Source organism: Bradyrhizobium sp. B124, assembly GCF_038967635.1.
In the GTDB taxonomy this organism is placed as follows: Bacteria; Pseudomonadota; Alphaproteobacteria; order Rhizobiales; family Xanthobacteraceae; genus Bradyrhizobium.
On the sequence record NZ_CP152413.1, the window covers coordinates 5,149,824 to 5,176,383 of the forward strand.

Here is a 26,560-nt window from a genome sequence, read left to right on the forward strand (position 1 = left end):
GAGATTGAGATGAAGAGAACATTATTTGCGGCGGCAGCGATTCTCCTGGCCGGCTGCATCAACAGTGGCGCCTGGGCCGCCGACAAGCTGAAGGTCGGCTTTATCTATCTCGGACCGGTCGGCGACCTCGGCTGGACCTATCAGCACGAACTGGCGCGCCAGGCTCTTGTGAAGGAACTTGGCGACAAGATCGAAACGACATTCCTCGAGAACGTGCCGGAAGGACCGGACGCCGAACGTGCGATCGAACAGCTCGTGCGTGCCGGCAACAAACTGATCTTCACCACATCCTTCGGCTACATGGATCCGACGCTGAAGGTCGCGAAGAAATATCCCAATGTGCACTTCGAACATTGCTCGGGATACAAGCGCGACAAGAACATGTCGACCTATTCGGCGCGCTGGTACCAGGGCCGCTACATTCAGGGTCAGATCGCGGCCAAGATGTCGAAGGCCGGCGTGCTCGGCTACATCGGCTCGTTCCCGATTCCGGAGGTCGTGTCGGGTATCAACGCGACGATGCTGGGCGCCCAGACCATCAACCCGAACATCAAGGTCAAGATCATCTGGGTGAACTCCTGGTTCGATCCCGGCAAGGAAGCCGACGCCGCCAAGGCCCTGCTCGACCAGGGCGCCGATATGATCATGCAGCACACCGACAGCCCGGCTGCAATGCAGGTATCAAGCGAACGCGGCAAGCTCGCATTCGGCCAGGACTCTGAAATGATCAAGTTCGGTCCCAAGGCGCAGCTGACCTCGATCCTCGACACCTGGGCGCCCTACTACATTGAGCGCGTCAAGGCCGAGCTCGCCGGCACCTGGAAATCCGAAGACACCTGGGGCGGCCTCGAAAGCAAGATGTTCGAGATGGCTCCCTACACCAACATGCCCGACGACGTGAAGAAGATGGCGGAGGACACTCAGGCCGCTATCGCCTCCGGCAAGCTGCATCCATTCAAGTGCCCCGTCGTCACGCAGGACGGCAAGGACGTCGAATGCAAGGGCGGCGATCACCTCGAGGACACTCAGATCCTGGGCATGAATTTCTACGTCAAAGGGATCGACGACAAGCTCCCCGGGAAATAGACCCGATCACGATCAGGCTCGGGCTCGGGTGATCCGGCCCGAGTCTCCTTGCGCGCTATCCCGCGTGCATTGCGTTCGCCGCTGCGCTGTGACGTCGGATGAGGTCCGGGACATCGAGCCCGGGAATGGCTCCGTCGATCACGACCCACCTCCCTCCGACCATCACCCGATCAGCACGATGTGCGCCGCAAAGCACCAACGCGGCAAGTGGGTCGCCAGAGCCGGAGAAGCGTAGCTCATCAAGCTTGAACAGCGCGAGATCAGCCGCCTTGCCGACGGCGATCTCGCCCAGTTCCGGACGGCCGACGCAGGCGGCCGAGCCCCTGGTCGCCCATCGCAACGCATCCTTGTGGCTGACCTTCGTGACGCCGTAACGGGCGCGCTGCAGCAGGAACGCGGCGCGGACTTCCTGCATCAGGTTGGATCCGTCGTTCGACGCCGAGCCGTCGACACCCAGCCCGATCACCACGCCGGCCTCCTCCATCTCGCAGACCGGACAGCAACCGGACGCCAGGAGCTGGTTGCTGCAGGCGCAATGGCTGATGGTCGTTCCGGCCCCGGCCAGCCGTTTCATCTCCTGTGCATCGAAGAAGATGCCGTGAGCCAGCCAGGTCCGGGCATTCAGCCATCCGCACTGCTCGAGGTAATCGAGCGGGCGACAGCCATATATCTGCTGGCAAAACCTGTTCTCGTCCTCGGTCTCGGCAAGATGCGTGTGCAGCCGGACATCCAGCCTATCGGCGAGATCGGCAGTCGCACGCATCAACGACGTCGTCACCGAAAACGGCGAGCACGGCGCCAGGGCGATTTGCACCATCGCGTCCTCGCCGCGCTCATGATGCTTCGATACCAGCCGTGCGCTGTCGGCAAGGATCGCATCCTCGTCCTGCACCACACTGTCTGGCGGCAATCCACCGTCACGCTGCGAGAGGTTCATCGAGCCGCGCGTGAGCAGCACACGGACACCCAGCCGCCTAGCCACCGCGACCTCGATGTCGATCCCCTCCTCGAGCCCCGCCGGAAACACGTAGTGGTGATCGGTGGTCGTGGTGCAACCGGACAGCAGCAGCTCGGACATCGCAACGCTGACGCCGAGTTCGAGTGATTCCGGCGTGAGTCGTGCCCACACCGGATACAGCGCCTGCAGCCAGGGAAACAGCTCGCGATCCATCGCAGCCGGCAGCGCCCGCGTCAGCGTCTGATAGAAATGATGGTGGGTATTGATCAGCCCGGGCAGCACGACATGAGCGCTCGCGTCGTAGACCGCAACATTCGCCGTCGTCGGCTGATGCCCGGCGCCCACGCACTCGACGATCTTGCCGCCATGGACCACAACGCCGCGTTCGGCTCCGTTGGCCAGAATCGACAGGGGATCCTTGATCCAGATTGCCTGCATTTGATCCATCATTTTCGTCTCCCGAGGCGGCGAACGCCATTCCTGACCTGCAAGGACCGTCCCACGTCCAGCGAGACTTGGCGTTGCTCTTGCAGGACTTCATAGTCAATGATGCATCTCGTTGAAAGCGCTGGCGTATCCATGGACTTGAACACCATCACCGAGGTTGTCCATCCGCTCTCGCGGGCGCAACTGCCCGTTTGGACGGCAGGCGATGCCTGGCTCGCGGGCGGGACCTGGCTGTTCTCGGAACCTCAGGTACATCTCACCCGCCTGGTCGATCTCGCTGAGCTGAATTGGCCGGCGCTTACGATTGGTGACACGCATCTGAGCATTGCGGCGACCTGTACGGTCGCGCAGCTCGATGCCTTGGCCTGCCCGCCGGACTGGATGGCCGCACCGCTGATCAACCAGTGCTGCCGTGCTTTTCTCGCTTCGTTCAAGATCTGGAAGACCGCGACCGTCGGCGGCAACATCTGCATGTCGCTCCCGGCGGGACCGATGATTTCGCTGACCTCGGCGCTCGATGGCGTGTGCACGATCTGGCCAGCCCGCGGCGGCGAGCGAACCATCCCGGTCATGGACTTCGTGACCGGCGATCATGCAAACGTGCTGGCCCCCGGTGACCTGCTGCGGCAAATCGATATCCCGATCGCAGCCCTGAAGCGGCGCTCGGCATTCCGCCAGATTTCGCTGACGCCGGTCGGCCGCTCAGCCGCGCTGCTGATCGGCAGCGTCGACAACAACGGCAGCTTCACACTGACCGTCACCGCCTCGACGGTGCGGCCGGTGCAATTGTCGTTTCCTGCCATGCCTCGTGCCGACCAACTCCGCGACACGATCCAGCGGCGCATTGCGGATGGCCTCTACCACGCCGACGTCCACGGCAGGCCGCTGTGGCGCAAGCACATGACGTTGCGGCTTGCCGAGGAAATCTGCGACGAATTGCAGGCGCACCCATGACGTTCGAGATCAACGGCAAGACGTTCTCGACCCACCCGCGTGCCGGACAATGCCTGCGTACGTTCCTGCGCGAGCTCGGCCATTTCGGCGTCAAGAAGGGTTGCGACGCCGGCGACTGCGGCGCCTGCACGGTGCTGCTCGACGGCGAGCCGGTCCATAGCTGTCTGATCCCGGCATTCCGCGCTGACGGCCATGCGATAACCACCATCGAGGGTCTTGCCGGCGTCACCGGCATGCATCTGCTGCAGCAGGCGTTTCTCGATGCGCAGGGATTTCAGTGCGGCTTCTGCACTGCCGGCATGATCCTGACCTGTGCCTCGCTGAACCAGGCACAACGGCAGGACCTCGACGCGGCGTTGAAGGGCAATATCTGCCGCTGCACCGGCTATCGTTCGATCCAGGACGCGCTCGACGGCAAGATCAACATAGAGGATGCCACGGCCGGCACGGCCTTTGGCCGCAGCCTGCCCGCCCCCGCGGGCCCCCTGATCGTGCACGGTGCAGCGCCCTACACCTTCGACACGACGATCGACGGCCTGCTGCACATCAAGCTGCTGCGTTCTCCTCACGCCCACGCGAGAATAGTCGCGATCGACAAGACGGATGCGCTGAAGGCCGCCGGCGTCCACGCGGTGCTGACGCATGAGGACGCGCCCGATTGCCTGTTCTCGACCGCGCGCCACGAGCGCGACTGGATGGATCCCGATGACACCAGGGTGCTCGACACGACCGTCCGCTTCATCGGTCAGAAGGTCGCAGCTGTCGTGGCGGACAGCGAAGCCGCCGCGGAAAATGCCTGCCGGCTGATCAAGGTCGCGTATGAGATCCTTCCCGCCGTGTTCGATCCCGCCGAATCTATCGCCGCAGGCGCTCCGGCCATTCATGCCGACAAGACGACCGCGCATCGCGTCGCCAATGCCGCGCGCAACATTGTCGCCGAAACGCATGGCGAATTTGGCGACGTCACCTGCGGATTCGCCGAGGCGGCTGTCACCTATGAGGGGACCTTCACCACCCAGCGCGTCCAGCACGCCGCACTGGAGACCCATGGCGGGCTGGCATGGCTTGACTCCTCGGGCGTGCTCAACGTCCGTTCCAGCACGCAGGTCCCATTCCTGACCCGCCGCACGCTGGCCAGCCTCTTCAAGCTGCCGACCGACAAGGTCCGGGTGTTCTGCGAGCGCGTCGGCGGCGGCTTCGGCGGCAAGCAGGAGATGCTCGTCGAGGACATCCTGGCGCTCGCCGCGCTCCGCACGGGGCGGCCGGTCAAGCTCGAACTCACACGCGAAGAGCAATTCACGGCGACCTCGACGCGGCATCCAATGCGGGTGACAGTCAAGGCGGGGGCCGACAAGGACGGCAATCTGACAGCCCTGCAGCTCGATGTGCTCTCGAACACGGGTGCCTATGGCAATCACGCAGGTCCTGTGCTCTTCCACGCGGTCAGCGAATCCATCAGCGTCTACAACTGCCCGAACAAGAAGGTTGATGCGATTGCCTGCTACACGAACACGCTGCCGGCCGGCGCCTTCCGCGGCTATGGTCTGCCGCAGACGCTGATCGCCGTCGAGGCGGCCATCGACGAACTCGCCAAGCAGCTCGGCATCTCGCCGTTCGATATGCGCCGTCGCAATGTCGTCAGGCCAGGCGACCCGATGCTCGCGCCACCCGGCTCCCAATATCACGACGTGACGTACGGCTCCTACGGCCTCGACCAGTGTCTCGACCTGGTCGAGCGCGCGATGTCAGCGGGAACCCCCACACCGCAGCTCTCCGCCGACTGGCTGGTCGGCGACGGCATCGCGCTGACCATGATCGATACCGTACCACCCGCCGGCCACCTCGCGGATTGCAAGATCAGGCTCTGCGACGACGGGCATTTCGAGCTGACCGTCGGCACCGCGGAATTCGGGAACGGCACCAGCACGGTGCATCGCCAGATCGCGGCCACCGCGCTCGCCACTTCGGTCGATCGTATCCGCCTGAGACAATCCGACACCGCGCATGGCGGCCACGACACCGGCGCCTATGGCAGCGCGGGGATTTTCGTGGCCGGAAGCGCGACTCAGGCAGCGGCCGAGAATCTGGCGGGCGACCTGAAGGCGCTGGCCTGCCGTCTGGCTGGAGGTGATCCTGGCACCTGCGTGCTCGAGGCCGATCACGCGGTCTGCGGCAGGCAGCGACTGCCCTATATCGAGCTTGCGCGCTCGGCGCGCGGCAGCGGCCAGGTCCTGCAAGCCAGCGGTACGTCGGAGGGAACGCCGCGTTCGGTCGCATTCAACGTGCAGGGGTTCCGTGTCGCAGTGAACAAGGGTACCGGCGCGCTGAAGATCCTGAGGAGCGTGCAGGCCGCCGATGCCGGCCGTGTCGCCAACCCGATGCAGTGCCGCGGTCAGGTCGAGGGCGGCGTGGCGCAATCGCTGGGCGCGGCACTCTTTGAGGAGTTGGTGATCGACAGCGGCGGCCGCGTGATCAATCCGAGTTTCCGGGACTATCACTTGCCAGCTTTCGCAGACGTGCCGCGCACCGACGTCTATTTTGCCGACAGCTCCGACAGCGTCGGCCCGATGGGAGCGAAATCGATGAGCGAGAGCCCCTACAACCCCGTCGCCGCCGCGCTCGGCAACGCCATCGCCGACGCCACCGGCATCCGCTTTACCGACGTTCCCTTCAAGCCTGACCGGCTGTTTCCGGAGTTGCTGAAGAAATTCGGCTAGGCCGTGCACCTATGAACGCCGCGCGGCGTGACCGGTGACTACGTCGCTTTCCCCATATAGCGACCAGGTTAGTGCGGCAGCGCAATATGTCGCGATGGCCAAAAGCGGTAAGTTGGAAACAAATAGCCGCCCGGAAATGCAGCCTCGTTTATGGCGAACCGGCTGCGACCAGCTTGCGCCGCGCCGCGACGAGGTCAATGAGCCTGGACCTGTTTTTCTTGTACGCCTTGTCGAGCTCCCGAGCGTGGCCGAGCAACACCCATGGCGCCACTCTCCCCAAGTGCTCCATGACCTCAGCAGTTTGCGCCTTCCGGACAGAAGCCCGCATCTTCTGGTTGGAGAAGTAAAGCATCAGCGAATGCGAGCGGCTGGTCGGTATCACGCCGTACATCAGTGTCGTAGTCGTCATGCTATAGGTATAGAGCATGTCCGACAGCGGCATCAGTCGGAACCTGAACCAGCCCCTTTGCAACACGTGCGTGTCAGTAATCCGCACGTGGCCGCGAAGCTTCAAGGCAGATCTGGCTGTCACAATGTCGTGCTCCAGTCCCGCGCTGAGCATTTCCAACGCATTGGCGGACTGCCTGCAGACCGCACGCAAATCGGGATGCGATGATGGCTCGTTAAATCGCGATAGTGCTCGCCCGCCGATCAACGCAACGAGCGCCAATGGTACCGCAATCAAGATCAGCACGGCCGCAACGGCCGCGGAGGTGTATTTCTCCGTGTCGAGCATGACAGGGAGGAACGCCGCGCTGGCATCGCCACTCCGCTTAACGAGGCGACTGATCCGGTCGATTGTCTCAATGTCGGCGGCAAGCAGACCGCCGCTCAGCGCTCTCGCGTCGAGAACGCGATCCGGAGCCGCCTTGATCAAGAGCAAGCGATCCCCGAACTGAGCAACAGAGAATATCGCGTGGTCATATTTGTGCCGGGAGTAGACGCCGGTCGAAACGACTTTATCGGCCTGCAGCGCGACCCAGTTACGCGACAGTTGCGGAAGGCTCGTCACCGCGCGCACTTGGTCTTGCGACATCGCGACGACGCCTCTGGCGTAGTTGCCGAGAAACTGTACGTTTTCCAGCACCATGACAGCCGCAAACGCGAACAGCAGAAGGCATGCGCCGAGCTGACGCAAGCTCGTGTTGCGTATCTGGCGCTCGACCCATGTCATGCTCATACCTCTGCTTCCGGTCGGACCCGCCTAGAGTTCGGGCGTTTGTCTGCCTGGTCCTTCGAGGCAAGCACCCTGGGAATGTCGTGCGAATGCAATTTCCGATCGTTCGGGAAGCGCGCCAGCCTCAGCGGCGAAGCAAGCGACAAATCCGTCCACAGCCGCAGCGACGATCAATCTTCAGCGTATAGTCTTACTTCAGGACTGCTGCCGGAGGCTGCAGCGCAGGTGATTAAAGCGACTTTAACGGCCGGGACCTGGCTTGGCGTCGGTCACGTTTCGATTGCTCAAACTCATAAAATTTGAGCTTTGGTCTTCCCCGCTTGTGCACTACGGCCCTGCAAGTGGACTGCGCAATCGGGTCGAACGGTTCTTCAACAAGACCAATCAATGTCGTCGAATAGCGACGCGCTACGACAGGCTCGCCGCCAACTACCTTGCCTTCATTCAGCTTGCGTCAATCAGGCTCTGGCTGCGCCCTAATGAGCCCGCAGCCTAATTTAGAGCGTTTCCGATCGAAGTGGCTGCCGGTTCGCGTGAAGAAAACGCGTCAAAGCCAGAATCTAGAGCTCCGTTCCGATTCCATCGGAACGGAAATAGCTCCGGTGCGGGCGAGGAGGGTACACGATTTCGGAATATTGGAAGAATATTCCTGAGTTGCCCGACGTGTCAAGTTGCCTCGTCGAACGCCGGCAGCCGCCAGCTACTTTGCATGGGGTTGTTTTCGATATTTTGGCAGCGCGCCTGCTGCGGGGTGGCCGCCGTCGACGCGGCTCGCAACGCGGGGCAGGAGCACAGGCCTACTTCCGCCCCACCGTACACTCGATCTGTCCATGAGGCTCGTCGGTGGGCAGGAAGACGTCGTTGTTGTTATCCAGCCCGAAGGCAGAGAGATTGATCGGGATGAAGTGCATGTTTGGGCAGGCCATGCTGATCTCGGATATCTCAGGGACCGCGGCAAGCGCCGCCTCGCCCATACGGTAAAGACTGTCCTGCACGCTCCTGCTGTAGGTCGTCGAGAAGACCCTTAGCATGGTGTCAAGGATCTTCGCGTTCGTCGCCGGATAGTTCGCGGGCTTTGCGGACCATGCCCACGACGCGACCATGCTGGTCGCGCAGATGCGATCCGCGGTCTCCGGGATCGTGGTGTAGCGATCCTTGAGGTAGTTCTCCCAGCCCGACTGGGTCGACTTCAGAAATGCGAACCCATCGACGCCCGAACTCAGCGTCGAGGAGCCATCGCGCGTCATCGTGGCCTCGACCGTCGGGCGGCCGTTGGCATCGAGCACGAAACTGTGCGGATGTGGCTTGCCGTCGAAACTCAGCCGGCTCCATTTGGTCTCGTGCGAGGTAATCGCGACGGATGAAATCTGCTGATAGGTGTCGAGATATTTTCTCGCCAGGACCTGGCAGAATTCCTCGGCAGAGAGACCGGTGTTCTCGCGAGCGACCACATTGACGATGTTCTTGATGGTGTCGGTCGAGACCGTCATGATATTGTCGGCATGGGTATAGGTGCGCGCGAACTCGCCTTCGACCATCGCCTTGATATTGAGCTGACTGACCTCCTGCCGCTCTCCATCACGGTGAATCCGCATCACGCGGACCCGGCCCTTGCCATATCGGTTCTTGATCAGCAGCACGTCAAAGCCTCCAGCTATGGCCCCCGGGGCTGGCATGGCCCGCCGCCCGTCGTGGCCAGTATTGAGCAACGTTTGTGCCATCGGCAAGCTCGCGCCACGCACCGCGTCATGGATAGACCAGGTTCGATCACCGGAAGTGGCACCCACGGCATGGCCTCGCTGCCGGAATCTTCACCATCCCTGCCACACCTTTCAGCAGTCATCAGCGGGTTGCGATTCCGTACCTAACTTCCGCGATAGGTCGCGTAGCTCCATGGCGTCACGAGCAGCGGCACATGGAGATGGCCTTCGGGTTCGCTGACGGAAAAGCGCAGGGGTATCCGGTCAAGGAACGGTGGATCAGACAATGGCACGCCGCGCCTGGCGAAATAATCGCCGACGCTGAACAGCAGCTCGTACGTCCCGGCCGGAACGGGACGGCCGCCAATCAAGGGCTGGTCCGTCCGTCCGTCGGCGTTGGTCAAAGCGCGCGTCACCACGCGGCTCGTGCCCAGCCCCGCGAGTTCGATCAGCTCGACCGCAACCCCGGCAGCGGGCTTGCCGCTGTGGGTATCCAGCACGTGGGTCGAGAGACGCCCGTGAACGGCAAGCCGGTCGTCAGCCATCACGATCTGGTCGAGCCTCAGGGCCGCGATGCGACAGATCTCCTCCACCGAGGTCTGCATTTCGACCGCGATGTCATTCGGCAGGCGCCGCTCGAAATCACGTAGAATGGAATCCTTGGTGTGGCGGCGCACGCAGACGATGTAAGGAAATCCGAACTTGGCGCGGTAGGCATTGTTGACGCGCTGAAACGCATCGTATTCCGCACCCGACAGCCGATCGAGCCCCGCGCTATTTTGCTCGGCAAAGGAATCATCGGTGAGACCCGCTGCACGCTGCGTCTTGTCAGCGAGGTCGGGATGCATCTTGATCAGTGCCAGTCGCAGTTCGGACGGTGCCTGCTCGACCGCCGCCTTCATCGCCATGAACAATTGAGCGATCCCGGCATACGGCCGCTTCATCGCAACCTGTTCGGCAACCCACGGCGAATGCTCGAAGACATTGGCGAGAGCCGCGACAAAGTCATCTCGGCTCGCATTGTTGAGATCGATCAACGTCGTCATGAATTCGTCCGCTGGTCCATTCGATGGATGGCTCTTCGACATGCGGCGCGCAGGGTCATTCCGCGCGATGCACCGCACGCTGCAATGCACTAGTCTCCCTGTTTCCGCCGGTCGTAGGACAAACCGAATAATCCGGTGCGCTGCGTTTCCGGTTCGGGCGGCGGCGCAGCTTCCTTGGACTCGACCGCTGGCGCTGCAGCGACCGGCACGTCCTGGCATTTCATCGAATAGACCAGCTCGCCTTTCGCAGTCCGGCCGATCGGGGCGCAAATGTCTGCTGGTACGGCCGCAGCTTTCGGAACGGCTTTGGGCGCCGTTCGCGTCTCGGCCGCCGCTGGCGAAGCGGCCAACAGCATGACTAACAAGATTTTCGTCTTCATCGGCTGTGTGTTCTCGGATGGTTTGCGCGCGTGCGATTGGAGTCTGCCAACGATAGACCCTGCCAAAAGTTTAGTCGCGCCCAATTATTTTGCGCACCACTTCGTGATCGCCGTCGGGCTAAGCAACGTTGTTGCAAGCACTATTTGCGGAAAACCAGGCCGAGCGATTCCTCCGGCCAGGAGCCCAAGGGAGAACCCAATGAAGAAAAACACTCGCGTTGTTTACGTCGTGACGGCCGGTCTGCTGCTCGGATCGACCTTGCAAAGCGCCACGGCCTCAGAGCGCCACCGCAAGCCACAGGTTGCACCGGTTCAGCAATCGCAGTCCCGTCCGACCGACGCCTATGCGGCTTGGCAGCAACCCAGGGTAAACAGCCCCGTTTCCTCTTATTACACCGGGGGCTATTCGGCTCCGGCCGGACACTAGTCCAACTCCAGACTCTGGCTCGCCAAGACAACTTCGGCCTGATGCCTGCCCGTCCGGCCGAAGTCGCGCCCGCAACGGCTCGCTGCGCGAGCCGATCATCGCCGGCGCCATCTGCCGGCCGACCAGACCGCCGACGGCGAGCAGCGCCAGCAGGTACGGCAGCATGATCAGCAAGGCATTCGGAATGCCGATGCCGAACGCCGACAGCTGGAATTGCAGCGCGGTGGCTGCGCCGAACAGGGAGCATGCCGTGATGCGCGACCGCATCGCGAACCCAACTCCCGATGCCTGGCCGTTATCGCGCCCCCACCCCGACGTGCTTGCATAAATGGCCGCACGATTGAATATTCGCTGCACTGTTTGCAACGATCAGGACCATGCCGATGAGCGCCAAGCTGGAGCCGCGTCGACTGCACCATTTCATGGAGGTGCTCAATAGCGGCTCCGTGCGCGGCGCCGCCGGTGCGCTTGGCATGGATGCCTCGGCGGTCAGCCGGGCACTCGGCCTGCTCGAGAAGGAGTATGGCGCGCGCCTGCTCGAACGGCGAGGCCGCGGCGTTGCGCCGACCGACGCCGGCCAGCTGCTGGCCGCCTACCTGCATCGCCAGCAGGGCGAACGACAGGCGCTGCTCGCGCAGATGGACAGCATCCGCAAGGTCGAGTCGGGTCATATCGATCTCGTGACGGGCGAAGGTTATGTCGACTGGCTGGCCAGGAGCTGCCTGTGCCGCTTCATGCAAACCCACCCGAAGATCACGATCAGCCTCGACATCGGGAGCACCGACGAGATCGTGCAGCAAGTCGTGGGAGAACGCGCACATATCGGTGTCCTGTTCAATCCGCCTCGCGACGATCGACCGCGCTCGCATCATTCGCAGCCGCATCCGATCAGGGCCGTAGTGCCGCACGGGCATCCGCTGACCCAGCTCGGTCGGCCGCTCAAGCTCGCCGACCTCGCACCCTACCCGGGAGCCGCAATGCATCCGAATTTCGGCCTGCGCCAGCATGTCCAGGCCGCTGAGATCAGCGAAGGCGTCCGCCTCAATTTCGCGTTTACGACTGCCTCGTTCGATGCGCTCGCCCATTACGTGACCGCCGGACTTGGCTATGCGTTGGCATCGCGCCTTGCGATGACGGAGGCCGACGCCGCCAAGGTGGTGGCGCTGCCGATGAAGAACGCGCTGCTGCATCGTGGCCGCACCCATGTGGTGTCGCGTCAGGGACGTACGTTGCCGCCCGCCGCGATGCAGCTGCTGCGGATGATGGTCGGCGAGATGCGAACACCGGGAAGCAGTGCGCGGTAGACTGAGACAGGCCGCGCCTTTGCGGCCTCAATCGCGACGCGCCGCTGCCGGAAACCAGATCGCGACCTGCGGAGGCGGACGAAACGGCTTCCAGCTGCCCGTCGGCTGGGCGAGGCGATCGGCAATCACCCACAGCGCCGGCGCGTGAAAGCCAAGCCCGATATGCGTCGTGTTCACTTCGACGTTTTCGCGCTCCTCACCCTCCTGCTCCAGGCAGGCGCGCCACGCCACCACACCATCGGTGCGGGTATAGATCGATGTTGTCGGCACCGGAATCGGTTGCGCGAGGCGACTGATCCGCTCGGCGGTCGGCGGCTCATATTTCTGGCCGGTCAGCAGCCGCCAGATCGCGCGGACATTGCTCGCACCCGGAGCCGCGAACGGACTGCCGAGCGTGATGACCATCCGCACCGCCGCGGGGATCTGCCGCGCAACCTCGCGCGCGATGATGCCGCCGCGGCTCCAGCCGACCAGGCTGACCTTCGAGCCGCCCTGCTTTTCGAGTTCGATGACCCGAGCCACCACGGCGGAGAGGTCCGCGTCCGGCGCGCGCACATTGCGGCCGCGGCCCCATCCATGAACCTGATAACCGAGGAACTCGAGAAACGAGCGTATCGCCAATGTCGACCGGTCATCGGCGCCCAACCCGGGCAGAACCATGACCGGATGCCGCTGTCCCCGCGGCGCAGTCGCCAGAAGCGGCGCCGCCACGGCAAGCAGCGCCGGGATGTCGAGAATGCCGCGCCCTTCCGCGGCAAGCAGCGCGAGCGAGGGTGGTTCGACGGTCTGCTCGTCACGTCCCATGAGTAACGTCCCTTGTTGATGCTCAAGAACAGCCCCGCAACCGTGCATCGCCTGGCGAGCACGAGACGTCAGTTCGGCGGCGCGGCCTTTCCGAACACCCCGCCGATGGCCCGCAACAGCCAACTCGGCTGGTACTTGATCCATTGGACCGCCAGCTCGTTGGCAAGTCCTGCGACATGCACCGGCTTTCCCGCCATGCAGGCGCGGTAGCCCTCCTGTGCGACGGTCTTCGCATCCATGATCATCATGCTCGGCATATTTCCGAGATTGGTGCCGTGGACCATCCCGGTGTCCGTCACGCCGGGACACAACGTCGTCAGCGTGATCTTGCTGCCGCTCAATTCCTGGGACAATGCCTCGCCGAACGACAGCACATAGGCCTTTGACGCGGCGTAGACCGCAAGGTTTGGCACCGGCATGAACGCCGCGACTGACGCAACATTCAGGATCCGTCCACTGTTGCCCTCGAGCATCGGCGCGAGGAAGAGACGAGTCAGTGCCGTCATGGCGACGACATTGACCTGCAGCAGCCGCAACTGGTCATCGAGGCCGATTGCGGCGACGCGTCCTTCGAGCAGAAGGCCGGCATTGTTCACCAAGAGGTCGACCCGGACGCCGGCATCCTTCAGCGAATCGTACACCGCCTGCGGCGCCGCCGGTTCGCTCAGATCGGCGGCAACGATGGTCACCTTGGTGCCATGATCGGCCTTGAGCTCGCGGGCAAGCTCCTGCAGCTTGTCGCGGCTGCGCGCCAATAGCACGAGGCTGAAGCGATTGGCCGCGAGCACGCGTGCGAGCTCGAGCCCAATGCCGCCCGATGCGCCGGTCACCAGCGCGCATTGACCTTCATTTCCGCTCACCGACATGAGGCGCCTCCCTTCGCTGCCAGAACGGTTCTGCGCAATCCACGGACGGCGCGCGCAACAAGCCGCCGCCGCGCCAGACGACGTTCGTCGCGCCGCGCCAGCTCGGCAGGCGTGCCGGCGCACTTCCGGTCGGCAGCATGTGTGCGGGAGAACCGTTCGATCGCGCGCAGCAACGCCTGGGCCTGCTCGAATTGACCGGCCGTTTCCTTCACCTCGCCAAGCGATTTGCGCAACGGCTCCAGCACCTCGATCCGGTCGACATGGCCCGACAGCCGGGCCTGCGGATCGCGATTTTGCGTCGCCGGCATCACGTCACCGAACGATCTTGGCCGATCGCCCTGACGACGTCGAGGGCGACGGCCTCGACCGGCTGCAGTCCGTCGACGGTTCTGAGGATGTTCCGCGATCGATAGTAGTCGACCAGCGGCGCGGTCTGCTCGTTGTAGGCGTCGATACGCAGCTTGAGCGTTTCGTGATTGTCGTCGGCGCGCACCGCGCCGCCCTGCTCTCGCGCTTCACGGGCCCGCGCCTCGATCCGGTCCAGCAACACCGCCTCGTCGGCCTGGAGCTCAACGACATGGTCGATCGCAAGACCTTCGGTATCGAGCAGATCATCGAATCTGACCGCCTGCGCCATCGTCCGCGGGAAGCCGTCGAGCACAAAGCCACGCTCGGCATCCGCTTGCGAGATGCGTTCGATCACCGCGGCGATCACGAGCTGATCCGGAACCAGCCCACCACTCACCATGATATCCCTGACCTTCCGTCCGATGCCGGTGTCCGCGTCGACCGCAGCACGCAGCATGTCGCCTGTCGAAAGGTGCGGTATGTCGTACGCCTCGACCAGGCGCCTCGCCTGCGTTCCCTTGCCCGCACCAGGCGGCCCCAGCAGAACGATCCTCATCGCATGTGTCCCGATATTCGCTTGATCACCGGCAGCTTTCCGACGGACCGTCGGGCGACCCGGCTCCGTACGGGCCGGGCCGCTCGAATTGTCCTCACGCCATCGCCAGCCGCGCACTGGGAGCAGGCCGCATCGACAGCAGCAACAGCAATCCCGACAACACGTAGAGCGCCATCACGAAGTACATGCTGTAGATGTTGTCGCCGGTGCCTCGCACGATCAGTCCATTGATCGAAGGGCTGATCGCCGGGCCGAGGTTGCCGAGACTGCTGATCAGCGCAAGCCCTCCGGCGGCGGCGCCGGTGGAAAGATATTCGCTGGTCAGCGCGAAGAACAGCGGCGTTGCCGACGCAATTCCGATCACCGCAAAGGACAGCGCAAGGATTGATCCGACGAGGTTGCCTTGCAGCATCGTGGTGATGAACAGGCCGAAAGCGGCGATCGCGACGCAGGCGGCATAGTGCCAGCGACGCTCGTGCCACTTGTCGGAGTGACGGCCGATCAGGATCATGCCAATGACGCCGGCGGCATTCGGGATCGCGGCATAGACGCCGACAAGGAACAGATCCTTGACACCCCAACTCTGGATCAGGGTCGGCATCCAGAACACCATCGTGTAGGTCGCGCCGAGCAGGAGCAGATAGACGAACGATAGCACGTAGACCTTGGGATCCTTCAGCATCTGCCCGAACGTTCCCGAGGGCTCGCTCTCGATGTCCTTCTCATCGTGCTGGAAGGTGTCTTCGAGCAGGGCTTTCTCGTCCTTCGAGAGCCACGCGGCCTGCGCGGGCTTGTCCTCGAGCAAGACGTAAACCAGGATGCCAAGAATCAACGCCGGCAGACCCTGGACGAGGAACAGCCACTGCCAGCCATGAAGGCCGCCGGCACCGTCGAGGTACTTCAGGATCGAGCCGCACAGCGGACCGGCGATCACAGACACGATCGTCGTCGCCGACATGAAGGTGGCGATCACCTGCCCGCGCCGCGCCGACGGATACCAATAGGTGAAGTACAGGATCACGCCGGGAAAGAAGCCGGCTTCGAACACACCGAGCAGGAACCGGACGAGATAGAACTGGAACGGTGTCGACACAAACATCATGGCGGCGGCCGCGAGCCCCCACAGCACCATGATGCGCAGCAGGGTCTTGCGCGCGCCGATCCGCTCCAGGAGCAGGTTGCTCGGCACCTCGAACAGGAAATATCCGATGAAGAAGATGCCTGCGCCGAGACCGTAGACCGCATCGTCGAATGGCAGCGTCTGCTTCATCTGCAGCTGCGCGTAGCCGATATTGATGCGGTCGAGATAGGCGATCATATAGGCGATCAACAAAAGCGGAATCAGGCGCCAATCGATCTTCGAGAACAGGGATTTGTGCGCCGGACTTTCCAGTACCGACAGAGATCCCTTTGCGGGTGGGTGCATCCTGGTGTCCTCCAAATGTTCTTTTGATTCCGACGCCGAGCGGGAGACCGCGGTGGCGTCCCCAGTTCCGGCGGTGTGACGCGTTGACGCCCCGGGCGCCTAGCTGGCCCGGCTCGCCTTGTCGTTTGCGGCAGCGGGCGGCACCTCGTCGGTCTGGATGACCGTCACCGACGCCGCGGCCGCCGATGCCGCCTTCGGTTGAGCCGTAGCCTGCGTCGTCAACTCGACAATCTCGGCCTCGACCGGCGGCAGGGCTTCGATCGCGCGCAAGGCCGCCCGGAGATGCTCGATCATCTCGTAGGACTCGTCCTGCGTGAGGACACGCCGGCATGCGGTCAGACCGAACTCAAGCAGGCCCGCATAGCTGTGCACCGTGATGTTCAGCGCGCTGCCGTGATAGGGGATCGAGACCGGGAAATAATGCACCATCCGTGCGCCGGCCATGTAGAGATTCTGCCCGGGTCCCGGCACATTGGAGATCAGCACGTTGCCCGCTGCCGGCATGCGGCTGGCGAGGTTGGAGCGCCCAAGCAGCGAGGCGAGCCCGGTCATCAGCCACGGCGAACCCGTGATCGGCACATCGACACCGAGCACCGGCCTGAGTTCGCGCACGACCGCCTTCGCCGCCTCGGATGACGCATGGATCGCCTTAAAGCGGGTCGGCAGGTCATCGATATCGGTCGCCAGGTCGACGCGTACCGCCGAAACCTGGTTGTTCATCGCCTTGTCGCCTTCGGCACGCAGGCTAACCGGCACCATCGCGATCAGGGCCTCCTTGGGCAGCAGGCCACGCTCGGCGAGGAAGCGTTGCAGCGCGATGCTGCACATCGCCATGACGATGGTGTTGACGGTGCCGCCGACACGCCTGCCCAGAACCTTGATGTCGGCAAGCGGCAACGACATCGTGCTGTAGGAGCGCTGATTGGTGATGGAGTCGTTGAACACCGTCTTCGGGGCCAACCCGAGGCTGAGCGAACGCTCCCCCTTTTGCGACCGCTGGCTGGCCACCACGCTCGCGGCCGTGCCGAGCGCCTTGGCCGCCGTCGGCAGGAGCTCCGCGAGCTTGCGATATTGCTGGGCCGCGTTGTTGGCCGCCGCCTGCAATAGCTCGGTCACGCCGAGCTGGTATTGCACGGCGGCGCGCTTGCGCCGTGGCGGCGGCACCTCGCGCATCTTGGGCGAGACGTCATAGAGCACCTTGGCGAGTTCGACACCGGCCTTGCCGTCGACGCCGCTGTGATGCGCCTTGGTGTAGAACGCGACCTGGCCGTTCTCGAGGCCATCGATGACATACATCTCCCACAGCGGACGGCTGCGGTCGAGCAGCGAGGCGTGCAACCGCGCAACGAGTTGCTCGAGCTGCGCCATGGTGCCCGGCCGCCGCAAGGTGACGGTCCGCACATGATAATCGAGCTCGATGTCATCATCCTCGATCCAGACCGGCTCTGCGAGCTGGAACGGCATCTGCGCCAGCTTGCGGTTCAGCAATCCCGAGAGATGGAGACGCTTGCCGAGCATCTCCTTGACATCCTCGTAGTAGTCGCCCTGATAGCCCTCGGGGAGATCGAAGATCATCAGGCTGCCGACATGCATCGGCGTCTCCGGCGTTTCGAGATGCAGGAACGACGCATCCATGCTGCTGAGTTGATCCATTCTTCCCTCCCATGACGTTGTGACGGCGACCGCCGTCTTGATGACCGTACGCCGATATCTCGCGCGTCACGGTCATTGCATTGCGGTCGGGCTTGATACCTCTCCGCCGCTGCCGATCCGGTTCGCGCAGGCGCTCTCAGGCCCGCGCCCGGGCCGCGCGCTCTTCCTCGTCGTACAGCTCCTTCTTCGAAAGCTTGCCGACCGCGGTCTTCGGCAGTTCGGCGCGAATATCGAGCGCCTGCACCATCTCGTGCTTGCCGAGCTTGTCCTTCAGGAACGCCTGCAGCTCCTCGAGCTTGAACGGCTTGGCATCCGCCTTCAGCTTGATGAACGCCTTCGGCGACTGGCCGCGATACTCGTCGCGGATGCCGATCACGGCGACCTCCTCGACCGCCGGATATTTGTAGATCGCCTCTTCGAGGACACGCGGATACACGTTGAATCCGCTGCACAGGAGCATGTCCTTGGTGCGGTCCACGATGAAGATGAAGCCATCCTCATCCATGTAGCCAACGTCGCCCGTGCGCAGGTAGCCGTCTGCGGTCGTCACCTCGGCAGTGGCGTCCGGCTTGTTCCAGTAGCCCTTCATGACATTCGGGCCCTTGATGCAGATCTCGCCGCGCTCGCCGAGCGGAACGTATCCGCTGCTGTCGTCGACGTTGAGGAACTTGATGACGATGCCGGGCATCGGCATGCCGCAGGAGCCGGCCTTGCGCATGGCGCCATGCTGCGCCGGCGTGTAGGTGCCGCTCGGCGAGGTCTCGGTCATGCCCCAGCCTTCACTCAAATTGCAGCCCGTGATCGAGGCGAATTGCTGCGCCACCTCGAGCGGCAACGGCGCGCCGCCGGATCCGCAGTATTTCAACGCGCGTAGGCTGTGCTTCGGCGTCTCCGGATGGTTGATCAGCGCGGTGAACATGGTCGGGACCCCGCAGAACACGCTGACCGACTTCGTCGAGATTTCCTCGAGTGCCGCTTTCGGATCGAAACGGACGTGCTGGATGATCTCCGCGCCCATCAAGACGCCGAACAGTACATTCACGGAAAGCGCGTAGATGTGGAACGGTGGCAAGACGGCCAGGAAGCGCTCTTGCCCATCGACCAGCACCGGCGGCGAGCCGGCCGTGGTCGCCCGGTACTGCTGGCACGCGCTGGTCAGGTTGGCGTGGGTGAGCATCGCCCCCTTGGGCAACCCTGTCGTGCCGCCGGTGTATTGCAGCACGGCGATCGTCTCGCGCGGATCATCGATCGGATAGGCCCGGTAGGCTCCATCATTATGGGTCAGCTGGCCGAAGCTGATGTGATGGTCATCCCAGGCGACTTCGCTCAGCTGCTTGGCCGCCTTCATCTCGTTGACGACGGTGTCGGGGTCGGCCGTGATCTCGCCAAGCGAGCCGACCACCAGCTTCTTCAATCTCGTCTTGCCCAGCATCGCCGCCATCTGCGGATAGAGCGAAACCATGTCGAGCGTGATCAGGATATCGGTCTTGCTGTCCTCGATCTTGTGTTCGAGCACCATGGCGGCGTCAAGCGGCGAGTAATTGACCGCCGTGCCGCCTGCCTTGAGGATGCCGAAAAACGAGATGATGTAGTGCGGCGTGTTGGGCAGATAGAGACCGACATGAACGCCCGGCTTCACGCCGAGGAGCTGCAGGCCCTTGGCCACGCGATCGGTGAGCCGCCCGAGCTCGGCATAGCTGATCCGCTTGCCCATGAAATCGATCGCGGGACGATCCGGCCATTTGGCGACGGCATCGCCCAATATCTTCTGCACGGGTCCGGCAGCGATCTCGATGTCCCAGCGCACGCCGTCGGGATAGGATCGGATCCAGGGCATGTCGTTCATGAGATCTCTCTCCCTTCTATGGTCTCTCGGATCAGACGGCGGTCACGCCGCCGTCGACCGCAATGGTCTGGCCGGTGATGAATGCACAGGCATCGGAGGCGAGGAGCGCGGCGACGCCCTTGAGGTCTTCGGGGCCGCCCTCGCGATTCATCGGCGCCATATGCGCGGTCGCGCTCTGGTCGAGCTGCGCGGTCATCTTGGTCGGGAAATAACCCGGCGCGATCGCGTTGACGTTGATGCCGAGCGGCGCCCATTCATTGGCGAGCGTGCGGGTCAGGTTGACGACCGCGCCTTTGCTCGTGTTGTAGGCCAGCGTCGGCGTGCCTTCCGGATAGCAGCCGGTGAGGCCCTGGATCGACGCGATGTTGATCACCTTGCCGCTCCGCCGCGGCACCATGCAGCGGCGGCCGACCTCCTGGGTGGCGATGAAGATCGCGGTTACATTCAGGTTGATCACCTTGTTCCAGCCGTCGAGCGTATGCTCGATCGTGGCGGCACCCCAGGAAGTCCCGGCATTGTTGACGAGGATGTCGATCGGGCCCAGCGCGGCCACGACCTGCTCGATCATCGGCGCGATTGTCTCCAGCCTGCCCATGTCGCAAACCACCGGAAGCGCCTCGATGCCAAGCCCTTTGAGGTGAGCAGCTGCGGCATCAAGCTCATCCCGCTTGCGCGCCGTGATCGCGACCTTGGCGCCGAGTTCGCCCAACACCTCGGCGATCTGAAGACCGAGACCTCGCGATCCGCCCGTGACGAGCGCGACGCGACCCGTCAAGTCCTGCAACTTGGCCAGACTCATGGCTTTCCCCCGATGGTTGGCGCCTCACACGCGCAGCACTACTTCGGCTGCAACAGCTTCTGAAGGTTCGTAAGGTTCTCCTGCATGACCATCCAGGCGTTGTTGCGCGCCTGCGCCTCCAGCTGCGACAGCTCGCGGAAATCCGCGACCGCCTTCTCGACCTGCTGCCTGGCGGTCTCCGTCTGCTTCGTCATGGCTTCACCGCTTGCGAAGCCCTTCATCGCCGCCTGCCACTGCGCGAGCGTCTCCTGCAGGATCTCGTTGCGCCGGCTGACCAGCGCCTGGATGCCTTCGTAGGCCTGCCGGTTCGCCTCCACCAACGCTTCCATGTCCTTGCGCTGCCACTCGACCAACGCGGCCATATCGAACCCGGGCAGCGCGAACTTCTCGGCCATTTTCTTCAGATCCCCGAGCCACGGCATCGCGCCCGTGCCACCTGCGTCGGATTGCCTGTCATCGGTCCCCATCGACGTCCTCCTTCTGGTGTTTGGCTAGCGGCGGCGAAACGCCGACCCGTGGGCTGCGCGTCAGGCCGTCGGCCAGCGCGACCGAAACAGGGCGACGCTGTCATCGGCCCGATCCGGATCGGGGTAGACCATGCCGCGGAGACCGCTGCGGTCGAATGGCGACCATTCTTCCTCCCCGAGCGCGAGGCGGTCCGCGATCGCATAGAGCGCGGCCGGATTGTGTCCGAGCCCGCAATGACTGCCTTCGACCTCGATGTTCTGCGTCCGGTCGGCATGCTGCTCGCGGCAACCCCACCACGAGACGATGCCGTCGGTGCGTGAGTAGATCGCCGTGCTCGGTACCGGCGGCGGCAACTTCATCATGTCCCTGTCGGGCCAGTCATCGACCTGGCGCTCGCTCAGGATCTCGTAGAGACGCCAGGCATTGCTTGCCTTCGGCTCGTTGGCGAACGGGCTGCCGAGCGTGATCACCTGGCGGACCAGATCGGGTGCGCGCCGTGCAATCTCGCGGGCAAAGACGCCGCCAAGGCTCCAGCCGATCAGGCTGACCTTGCGCTTGTATCGCTCGGCGAGCTCGGCCAGCCTTGCGTCCATGGCGGCCTCGACACCGGGACGCGGTCCGCGATTGGGTCCAAGCTTCCAGCCATGTACCGCGTAGCCTTGCGCCTTCAGGTAGGCGCGCAACGGTCGCGTCGAGATATCGCTGGCCGAGAGCCCCGGCAATACGAGGACCGGATGTCCGTCGCCGCGCGGCGCGCGGCGAAGCAGCGGGTAGCTTGCGAAGAACGCCTGCAGCTCCCATATCCCACGCACCTCGAGCGCGAGCAGCAATTGCGACGGCGGCGCAGAGCGGTCGACGACCGTTTTCATGTCAGAATGTCCCCTCCCGGATCACGCAGCGCGTCCCGCACGACCCGACATTGTATGATGGCTGCCTCGCTTCGCGACCGGCTCCGTGCGGACCCGGTCGCGCAACCGCGCATCCTCTTGGTCTCAAAACGCTATCGAGCAGGTCAGACCCGTAAAAGGTGCAATTGGCCCGCTTGACCGGTTAGTTTGGGACATCCGCCAATAAATCTTGCGCCCCTGCTACCATGCGCGATGCCCGGCGATCTCGAAAGTCCGAAGGGCTCTTGCCGGTCCAGCGGACAAAAGCGTGGCGGAAGTTGGCCGCGTCGCTGTAGTCGAGCCGCGCGGCGATCTCGTCATTGGTCATTTGCGTGTTGCGCAGATAGCCGACGGCGAGCTGCATACGGACCTCGGAGACGATCTGCCGGTAGGTTTTCCGCTGCAGCTGTAGCCTGCGGCGGAACGTCCGCGGATGAATCGCAAGCTCCGCCGCCATTGTCTCGATGCTCGGGAAGCGGCCGGGATGCTCGACGAGCCGTCGCCGGATGTCGGCGGCGAGGCCATCGTCCCGCGCGACATGATCGAAAAGCTGATCATAGAATCGGCCTGCCATCGCCCTGGTCATCTCGTCGGGGCAGACCGCCGGACGGTCGATCCAGGCTGCGTCGAATTCCAGCGCGTTCTTGCACTGATCGAACTCGACCGGACACTGGAAGATGCGATCGTAGGTCCCGGCATGCGGCGGCGGCGCATAGGCCGCGCTCAGCTTCGAGAAACGGAACGAGCCGCCATAGACGTCACGGCTCAGCGTCTGATAGGTCGCAAAGGCGAATTCAAGCGCGAACCGATAGACGTCATCGGCCGGATCGCGTGAGAGCAGAGGCTCGAGCAGACAGCTCACCGTATCGTCCTTGCGGGCAAGGTCGATGTCGGCGACCGTTCCGAGGATGCGACCATATTTGGCCGCGAAGTCGATGACTTCGGCTCGGGTCCGGCTGCTCAACATGGCATAGCCATACATGCCGTAAGCCATGACATGCATTCGTTCTCCGGCGCGAAACGCGACCGACGGATCCCGCGACAGCCGCATCGCATTGCGAAAGACCGTCGCGACCTGCCGATAGGAGACGCGTACCGACGAATCCCTCAGGTCGGCACTCGTCAAATTGGTCCCGCCGAGCGCGCGTGACGCGGAGATCCCGTCCTCGGCCAGGACGTCCACCACCGCAGCGATTCGCTGCGGCGAATAGAGACACTGCAGGAGATTTGGTGACGGGTGATACACGAGCTTCCTCGTCCGCCTTGCGCGCCCGTTTCCGGTCCCGCAATCCGGGAGGGTAGTAAGCCGGACCAGGCAACGGAAGGTTCGATTGGTCGCGTTTGGGGGTGAGTTCCGGACAAGACCGGCCAAAAGAAAGACCGCCGAGGGAGGGCGGTCCAGGTTGGGAGAACGCGATCGCGATCGCGAGCGCAACCACGGCGCCGAGCTTACGCACGCTTCGGCTGCGCAAAAGGTTCGATTGAACCAATTTGCCGGTGAACTACGGACAGAGCCGGCGAAGCGCCGCTTGGATATCTCGGGGTCTAAAGACCCTCGTCGCCCCGGAACTCGGATGGATTCCTGCCGGTCCAGCGCGAAAAGGCGTGACGGAAGTTGGCCGCGTCGCTGTAGCCGAGGCGGCTCGCGATCTCCTCATTGGTCATGCGCGTCTTGCGCAGATACTCGATCGCGAGCCGCATGCGCACCTCCGCAAGCAGGCCGCGATATGAGGTTCCCTCCGCCTCGAGCCTGCGCCGCAGCGCGCGGGGATAGATGTCGAGCTGCTCGGCGATCGCCTCGATACTTGGATAACTGCCGGGCTGCTCGATCAGTATCCGGCGGATATCGGCAGCAACGCCGCCGGCGCGGTTCACCTCGCCGAGGATCTCCTCGCACATCTCCCGCGCCATGGCGTGGGTACGCGGATTTGCCAGCGCCCGCGGGCCGTCATTGCGTACGTATTCGTATCCACAATGATGCTGATTGAACAGCACCGGGCATCCGAAAAGATCACGATACGCCGCTGTGGATGGCGGCGGTGCATAGTCGAGCAGCACGCGCGAGAACCCGAAGCCCTGACCGGAGCGGTCGCGAATGGTCGTCAGATGCGCGGCCAGTGCGAACTCCACCGCGAAGCGATGCACACTCTCGGTCGGATTCGGCCAGTGCATGGGCTGGAATGTCGCCACCACCGTCTCACCATCATAAGAGAGGCCGAAATCGCAGAACGGGCCCACCACGCGGATGTATCGCGCTGCGAAGTCGCGGGCCTCCGCATGCGTTGCACTGCTCAGCAGCGCGTATCCGTACATGCCATAGGCGGTAACATGCATTCGCGCTCCGGAGCGCAGCGCGATGGCGGGGTCCCTTGCCAGCCGCAGCGCATTGCGGATCACCGTGTCGAGCTGCCGATAGGATATTCGCGTCGTGTGGGACTCGAGCTGGCCGATCACAAGCCCGGTGCCATCGAGAACCTCAGATGGATCAATGCCCTGCTCGCGAAGCTCGGCCGCGATGGCCGCGATCGAATGCGGCGGGAATATTCGCTGCGCGAAGCTGGGCAGCATTCGGCTCGGCGATTGGCTTGCGTGCGAATCTTGCCTAGTCATTCCGATCGCATGTCCCTCGCATTCCGCGCGTTTCCGCTCCACGATTGATCTACCGCTCCAAACGTAAGCCCGATCACGCAGGCGACGCAATGATCGGGTACCCGCGCGCTGCACGCGCCGCATTCCGCGTCCGGAAGTCACCCGGTCGGCGGTCCAATCGCACCTTTCTCCGCCTCGCGAGATCGCTAGGCTCACGATGCCTTGCTCGACAACCGGCACCCAGCCGGAGGGCCCACACGGACCGCGGCAAGCGCGATCAAGGGAGGAGCGGATGCGACGGGAGGACATTCTCAAGCAGCTGACGACGCCAATCGGCGCCCCGGCATTTCCCCGCGGACCGTTTCGCTTCACCAACCGCGAATACCTCAACATCCTGTATCGCACCGACATCGAGGCGTTGCGCGCTGTCGTTCCCGAGCCGCTGGAGATCGACGATCCGCTGGTCCGCTGGGAGATCATGCGGATGCCCGACACCTCCGGTCTCGGCGACTACACCGAATGCGGCCAGGCCGTCCAGGTGCGCTTTGGCGACGAAAAGGGTGAGTACCTGCACGCGATGTACCTCGATAGCCTGCCGGCGCTGGCGTCCGGCCGCGAAATCAGCGGCTATCCCAAGGTGATCGGCAAGCCAAAGCTCTATGTCGATTCCGATACACTGGTCGGCACAATGGATTATGGCAGCCTGCGCGTGGCCACTGCGACGATGGGTTACAAGCACCGCGCGCTGGACCTCGAAAAGGCAAAGGCCGAGATCTGCGTACCGACCTTCATGCTGAAGATCCTGTGGACCTATGACAGTCCGAAGCCGGCGGGCGAGCCGCGCATCTGCGAGCTGCTGCGCTCCGAGATCACCGACATCACCGTCAAGGGCGCCTGGACCGGCCCGGCCCGGCTGGAGCTGTTCGCCCACGCGTTAGCCCCGATGGCCGATTTTCCGGTGCGCAAGATCGTCGCGTGCAGCCACATTATGACCGACTTGACGCTGTCCCGCGCCAAGCGCTGCCACAACTATCTCGATCAGCCGCGGTAAGCGGACACGTCGGAGCAAGCCATGCCATCATCCGCAGATCCCGCCGCGGCGCTCAACCGCTATCGCAATGTGTGCGTCATCGGGGCCGGAATCATCGGCTCCTCCTGGGCAGCGCTGTTTCTCGCGCACGGGCTCAATGTCGTGATCAACGATCCGCAGCCCGGCATCGAGGCCACAACCAAGGACGCCCTGATCAAGATCGCGCCGACACTGCTGAAGCTCGGCCTGCCGCACGAGGGGTTGGAGCGCAACCTGCGCTTCGAGCCGGATCTCGCGCGCGCGGTCGCCGGCGCCGACCTCGTTCAGGAGAACGGCCCGGAGAAAACCGAATGGAAACAGCAGCTCTGGGCACGGATCGAGGCAGCGGTGCCGAGGCATGCGTTGCTGCTGTCCTCGAGCTCGGCGCGGCCGGCCACCGAGCAGGCGCGGGAGATGAAGGATGCCAGCCGGCTGCTCGTCGGCCATCCCTTCAATCCGCCGCATCTGATCCCGCTGGTCGAGGTCGTTCCCGGCGAGCAAACCGATCCGCAGGCGACCGCCGACGCCGTGGCGTTCTACGAGGCGCTCGGCAAGGTACCGCGCGTGCTCAAAAAGGAGATTCAGGGCTTTGTCGCCAACCGGCTGCAGCGCGCGATCATGCGCGAGGCCTGCTATCTCGTGCAGGAAGGCGTCGTGACGGTCGACGAGCTGGACGACATCGTCACCAGCTCGATCGGGTTGCGCTGGGCCGTGAACGGGCCGTTCAGCTCGTTCCACATGGGCGGCGGACCGAAGGGACTCGAATCGTTCTTCCAGCACCTCGGCAAGAACATGGCCGCGTCGTTCAAGATGATTCCGCAGGTCGATCTCGACGATGCGCTACAGCGCAGGATCATCGATCAGGCTGCGGCATCGTTCGGCCGGACACCGATCCCGCGGATGGAACGCGAACGCGACGACACGCAGGTGGCGCTGTTGCACGTGCTGGCGGCACGCAACGGCAGGGATCGCACGTAGTCGGCTCGCCCTCAAGGCTGCGCGCGCTCGCAGACACAGGCGGTCGCCATCTTTCGGAATCCAGACGCGCCTGGG

24 protein-coding genes and 1 pseudogene are annotated in these 26,560 nt (G+C 63.6%); 7 read left to right on the forward strand and 18 right to left on the reverse strand.

Annotated elements, in window-relative coordinates:
* Positions 1-9: 9 nt before the first annotated feature.
* Positions 10-1,086: a BMP family ABC transporter substrate-binding protein gene (locus AAFG13_RS24545; protein ID WP_212316713.1), complete on the forward strand. Its 1,077-nt coding sequence runs from the start codon at positions 10-12 to the stop codon at positions 1,084-1,086.
* Between the two features lie 55 nt (positions 1,087-1,141).
* Here the strand turns inward: AAFG13_RS24545 and AAFG13_RS24550 are convergent, their stop codons facing one another.
* Complete coding sequence (locus AAFG13_RS24550) at positions 1,142-2,491, reverse strand: 8-oxoguanine deaminase (RefSeq protein ID WP_212317238.1); 1,350 nt, start codon at positions 2,489-2,491, stop codon at positions 1,142-1,144.
* 132 nt (positions 2,492-2,623) lie between these two features.
* Between AAFG13_RS24550 and AAFG13_RS24555 the strand changes: the two genes are divergently transcribed.
* On the forward strand, positions 2,624-3,445 hold the full coding sequence (locus tag AAFG13_RS24555) for an FAD binding domain-containing protein (protein WP_212316712.1): 822 nt from the start codon (positions 2,624-2,626) through the stop codon (positions 3,443-3,445).
* Positions 3,442-6,162 (forward strand): molybdopterin-dependent oxidoreductase, encoded by a 2,721-nt coding sequence (locus tag AAFG13_RS24560; RefSeq protein ID WP_342708492.1) that lies wholly within the window; start codon positions 3,442-3,444, stop codon positions 6,160-6,162. Before AAFG13_RS24555 ends, AAFG13_RS24560 begins: the two co-directional genes overlap by 4 nt.
* A gap of 148 nt (positions 6,163-6,310) precedes the next feature.
* Here AAFG13_RS24560 and AAFG13_RS24565 read toward each other — a convergent pair whose 3' ends face one another.
* A complete protein-coding gene (locus AAFG13_RS24565) occupies positions 6,311-7,342 on the reverse strand; it encodes a hypothetical protein (RefSeq protein ID WP_342708493.1) in 1,032 nt (343 codons plus the stop codon).
* Between the two features lie 343 nt (positions 7,343-7,685).
* On the opposite strand from AAFG13_RS24565, the pseudogene AAFG13_RS24570 reads away from it, so the two are divergent.
* A pseudogene (locus AAFG13_RS24570) lies at positions 7,686-7,835 on the forward strand (transposase); the annotation flags it as partial.
* A 301-nt stretch (positions 7,836-8,136) separates the two neighbouring features.
* Here the strand turns inward: AAFG13_RS24570 and pucL are convergent.
* The 4 genes from pucL to AAFG13_RS24590 form a co-directional block, all read right to left on the reverse strand.
* On the reverse strand, positions 8,137-8,979 hold the full coding sequence (pucL, locus tag AAFG13_RS24575) for a factor-independent urate hydroxylase (RefSeq protein WP_342708494.1): 843 nt from the start codon (positions 8,977-8,979) through the stop codon (positions 8,137-8,139).
* A 224-nt stretch (positions 8,980-9,203) separates the two neighbouring features.
* Complete coding sequence (uraD, locus tag AAFG13_RS24580) at positions 9,204-10,085, reverse strand: 2-oxo-4-hydroxy-4-carboxy-5-ureidoimidazoline decarboxylase (protein ID WP_212316708.1); 882 nt, start codon at positions 10,083-10,085, stop codon at positions 9,204-9,206.
* Positions 10,086-10,174: 89 nt separating this feature from the next.
* Positions 10,175-10,465, reverse strand: coding sequence for a hypothetical protein (locus tag AAFG13_RS24585; protein WP_212316706.1), 291 nt, complete (start codon positions 10,463-10,465; stop codon positions 10,175-10,177).
* A gap of 277 nt (positions 10,466-10,742) precedes the next feature.
* Positions 10,743-11,159: a hypothetical protein gene (locus AAFG13_RS24590; protein ID WP_342708495.1), complete on the reverse strand. Its 417-nt coding sequence runs from the start codon at positions 11,157-11,159 to the stop codon at positions 10,743-10,745.
* 116 nt (positions 11,160-11,275) lie between these two features.
* Between AAFG13_RS24590 and AAFG13_RS24595 the strand changes: the two genes are divergently transcribed.
* Positions 11,276-12,196, forward strand: coding sequence for a LysR family transcriptional regulator (locus tag AAFG13_RS24595; RefSeq protein WP_342708496.1), 921 nt, complete (start codon positions 11,276-11,278; stop codon positions 12,194-12,196).
* Between the two features lie 27 nt (positions 12,197-12,223).
* Here AAFG13_RS24595 and AAFG13_RS24600 read toward each other — a convergent pair whose 3' ends face one another.
* The 12 genes from AAFG13_RS24600 to AAFG13_RS24655 all read right to left on the reverse strand — a co-directional run bounded on the left by AAFG13_RS24600 (position 12,224) and on the right by AAFG13_RS24655 (position 24,582).
* The gene (locus AAFG13_RS24600; RefSeq protein ID WP_342708497.1) at positions 12,224-13,123 is read right to left on the reverse strand and encodes an alpha/beta fold hydrolase; all 900 of its coding nucleotides are present in this window, start codon (positions 13,121-13,123) and stop codon (positions 12,224-12,226) included.
* Complete coding sequence (locus AAFG13_RS24605; RefSeq protein ID WP_212316697.1) at positions 13,069-13,866, reverse strand: SDR family oxidoreductase; 798 nt, start codon at positions 13,864-13,866, stop codon at positions 13,069-13,071. The genes AAFG13_RS24600 and AAFG13_RS24605 overlap by 55 nt, the downstream gene beginning before the upstream one ends.
* Positions 13,857-14,174, reverse strand: coding sequence for a hypothetical protein (locus AAFG13_RS24610; RefSeq protein WP_212316695.1), 318 nt, complete (start codon positions 14,172-14,174; stop codon positions 13,857-13,859). The genes AAFG13_RS24605 and AAFG13_RS24610 overlap by 10 nt, the downstream gene beginning before the upstream one ends.
* On the reverse strand, positions 14,174-14,770 hold the full coding sequence (locus AAFG13_RS24615) for an adenylate kinase (protein WP_212316693.1): 597 nt from the start codon (positions 14,768-14,770) through the stop codon (positions 14,174-14,176). Before AAFG13_RS24615 ends, AAFG13_RS24610 begins: the two co-directional genes overlap by 1 nt.
* 94 nt (positions 14,771-14,864) lie before the next feature.
* Positions 14,865-16,196 (reverse strand): MFS transporter, encoded by a 1,332-nt coding sequence (locus AAFG13_RS24620; protein ID WP_212316691.1) that lies wholly within the window; start codon positions 16,194-16,196, stop codon positions 14,865-14,867.
* Between the two features lie 99 nt (positions 16,197-16,295).
* The gene (locus AAFG13_RS24625; protein ID WP_342708498.1) at positions 16,296-17,849 is read right to left on the reverse strand and encodes a wax ester/triacylglycerol synthase family O-acyltransferase; all 1,554 of its coding nucleotides are present in this window, start codon (positions 17,847-17,849) and stop codon (positions 16,296-16,298) included.
* 136 nt (positions 17,850-17,985) lie between these two features.
* Positions 17,986-19,695, reverse strand: coding sequence for a long-chain fatty acid--CoA ligase (locus AAFG13_RS24630; protein ID WP_212316687.1), 1,710 nt, complete (start codon positions 19,693-19,695; stop codon positions 17,986-17,988).
* Between the two features lie 31 nt (positions 19,696-19,726).
* Entirely contained in the window at positions 19,727-20,494 is a 768-nt protein-coding gene (locus tag AAFG13_RS24635) for an SDR family oxidoreductase (RefSeq protein WP_342708499.1), read from the reverse strand.
* Between the two features lie 38 nt (positions 20,495-20,532).
* Positions 20,533-20,961, reverse strand: coding sequence for a phasin family protein (locus AAFG13_RS24640; protein ID WP_342708500.1), 429 nt, complete (start codon positions 20,959-20,961; stop codon positions 20,533-20,535).
* Between the two features lie 60 nt (positions 20,962-21,021).
* Positions 21,022-21,831, reverse strand: a complete 810-nt coding sequence (locus tag AAFG13_RS24645) for an alpha/beta hydrolase (protein WP_212316683.1) — start codon at positions 21,829-21,831, stop codon at positions 21,022-21,024.
* Between the two features lie 181 nt (positions 21,832-22,012).
* Complete coding sequence (locus AAFG13_RS24650; RefSeq protein WP_312011547.1) at positions 22,013-23,095, reverse strand: AraC family transcriptional regulator; 1,083 nt, start codon at positions 23,093-23,095, stop codon at positions 22,013-22,015.
* Positions 23,096-23,394: 299 nt separating this feature from the next.
* Positions 23,395-24,582 carry an AraC family transcriptional regulator gene (locus AAFG13_RS24655; protein ID WP_249148723.1) on the reverse strand — a complete coding sequence of 396 codons (1,188 nt, stop codon included), beginning with the start codon at positions 24,580-24,582 and terminating at the stop codon, positions 23,395-23,397.
* Between the two features lie 148 nt (positions 24,583-24,730).
* Here AAFG13_RS24655 and AAFG13_RS24660 point away from each other — a divergent pair, with 148 nt between their 5' ends.
* Positions 24,731-25,489 carry an acetoacetate decarboxylase gene (locus tag AAFG13_RS24660; RefSeq protein ID WP_212316681.1) on the forward strand — a complete coding sequence of 253 codons (759 nt, stop codon included), beginning with the start codon at positions 24,731-24,733 and terminating at the stop codon, positions 25,487-25,489.
* Between the two features lie 21 nt (positions 25,490-25,510).
* Entirely contained in the window at positions 25,511-26,485 is a 975-nt protein-coding gene (locus tag AAFG13_RS24665) for a 3-hydroxyacyl-CoA dehydrogenase NAD-binding domain-containing protein (RefSeq protein ID WP_342708501.1), read from the forward strand.
* Positions 26,486-26,560: the final 75 nt, after the last annotated feature.

What these genes read in the sequence shown, in the direction of transcription:
- AAFG13_RS24545 (WP_212316713.1), top strand. Translation starts at nt 10, where the DNA reads ATGAAGAGAACATTATTTGCGGCGGCAGCGATTCTCCTGGCCGGCTGC.
- AAFG13_RS24610 (WP_212316695.1), bottom strand. Translation starts at nt 14,174, where the DNA reads ATGCCGGCGACGCAAAATCGCGATCCGCAGGCCCGGCTGTCGGGCCAT.
- AAFG13_RS24590 (WP_342708495.1), bottom strand. Translation starts at nt 11,159, where the DNA reads ATGCGGTCGCGCATCACGGCATGCTCCCTGTTCGGCGCAGCCACCGCG.
- AAFG13_RS24660 (WP_212316681.1), top strand. Translation starts at nt 24,731, where the DNA reads ATGCGACGGGAGGACATTCTCAAGCAGCTGACGACGCCAATCGGCGCC.
- AAFG13_RS24565 (WP_342708493.1), bottom strand. Translation starts at nt 7,342, where the DNA reads ATGAGCATGACATGGGTCGAGCGCCAGATACGCAACACGAGCTTGCGT.
- AAFG13_RS24615 (WP_212316693.1), bottom strand. Translation starts at nt 14,770, where the DNA reads ATGAGGATCGTTCTGCTGGGGCCGCCTGGTGCGGGCAAGGGAACGCAG.
- AAFG13_RS24630 (WP_212316687.1), bottom strand. Translation starts at nt 19,695, where the DNA reads ATGAACGACATGCCCTGGATCCGATCCTATCCCGACGGCGTGCGCTGG.
- AAFG13_RS24605 (WP_212316697.1), bottom strand. Translation starts at nt 13,866, where the DNA reads ATGTCGGTGAGCGGAAATGAAGGTCAATGCGCGCTGGTGACCGGCGCA.
- AAFG13_RS24595 (WP_342708496.1), top strand. Translation starts at nt 11,276, where the DNA reads ATGAGCGCCAAGCTGGAGCCGCGTCGACTGCACCATTTCATGGAGGTG.
- AAFG13_RS24625 (WP_342708498.1), bottom strand. Translation starts at nt 17,849, where the DNA reads ATGGATCAACTCAGCAGCATGGATGCGTCGTTCCTGCATCTCGAAACG.
- AAFG13_RS24635 (WP_342708499.1), bottom strand. Translation starts at nt 20,494, where the DNA reads ATGAGTCTGGCCAAGTTGCAGGACTTGACGGGTCGCGTCGCGCTCGTC.
- AAFG13_RS24550 (WP_212317238.1), bottom strand. Translation starts at nt 2,491, where the DNA reads ATGGATCAAATGCAGGCAATCTGGATCAAGGATCCCCTGTCGATTCTG.
- AAFG13_RS24645 (WP_212316683.1), bottom strand. Translation starts at nt 21,831, where the DNA reads ATGAAAACGGTCGTCGACCGCTCTGCGCCGCCGTCGCAATTGCTGCTC.
- AAFG13_RS24560 (WP_342708492.1), top strand. Translation starts at nt 3,442, where the DNA reads ATGACGTTCGAGATCAACGGCAAGACGTTCTCGACCCACCCGCGTGCC.
- AAFG13_RS24555 (WP_212316712.1), top strand. Translation starts at nt 2,624, where the DNA reads ATGGACTTGAACACCATCACCGAGGTTGTCCATCCGCTCTCGCGGGCG.
- AAFG13_RS24655 (WP_249148723.1), bottom strand. Translation starts at nt 24,582, where the DNA reads ATGCGGCGCGTGCAGCGCGCGGGTACCCGATCATTGCGTCGCCTGCGT.
- AAFG13_RS24640 (WP_342708500.1), bottom strand. Translation starts at nt 20,961, where the DNA reads ATGGGGACCGATGACAGGCAATCCGACGCAGGTGGCACGGGCGCGATG.
- AAFG13_RS24665 (WP_342708501.1), top strand. Translation starts at nt 25,511, where the DNA reads ATGCCATCATCCGCAGATCCCGCCGCGGCGCTCAACCGCTATCGCAAT.
- AAFG13_RS24585 (WP_212316706.1), bottom strand. Translation starts at nt 10,465, where the DNA reads ATGAAGACGAAAATCTTGTTAGTCATGCTGTTGGCCGCTTCGCCAGCG.
- AAFG13_RS24620 (WP_212316691.1), bottom strand. Translation starts at nt 16,196, where the DNA reads ATGCACCCACCCGCAAAGGGATCTCTGTCGGTACTGGAAAGTCCGGCG.
- uraD (WP_212316708.1), bottom strand. Translation starts at nt 10,085, where the DNA reads ATGACGACGTTGATCGATCTCAACAATGCGAGCCGAGATGACTTTGTC.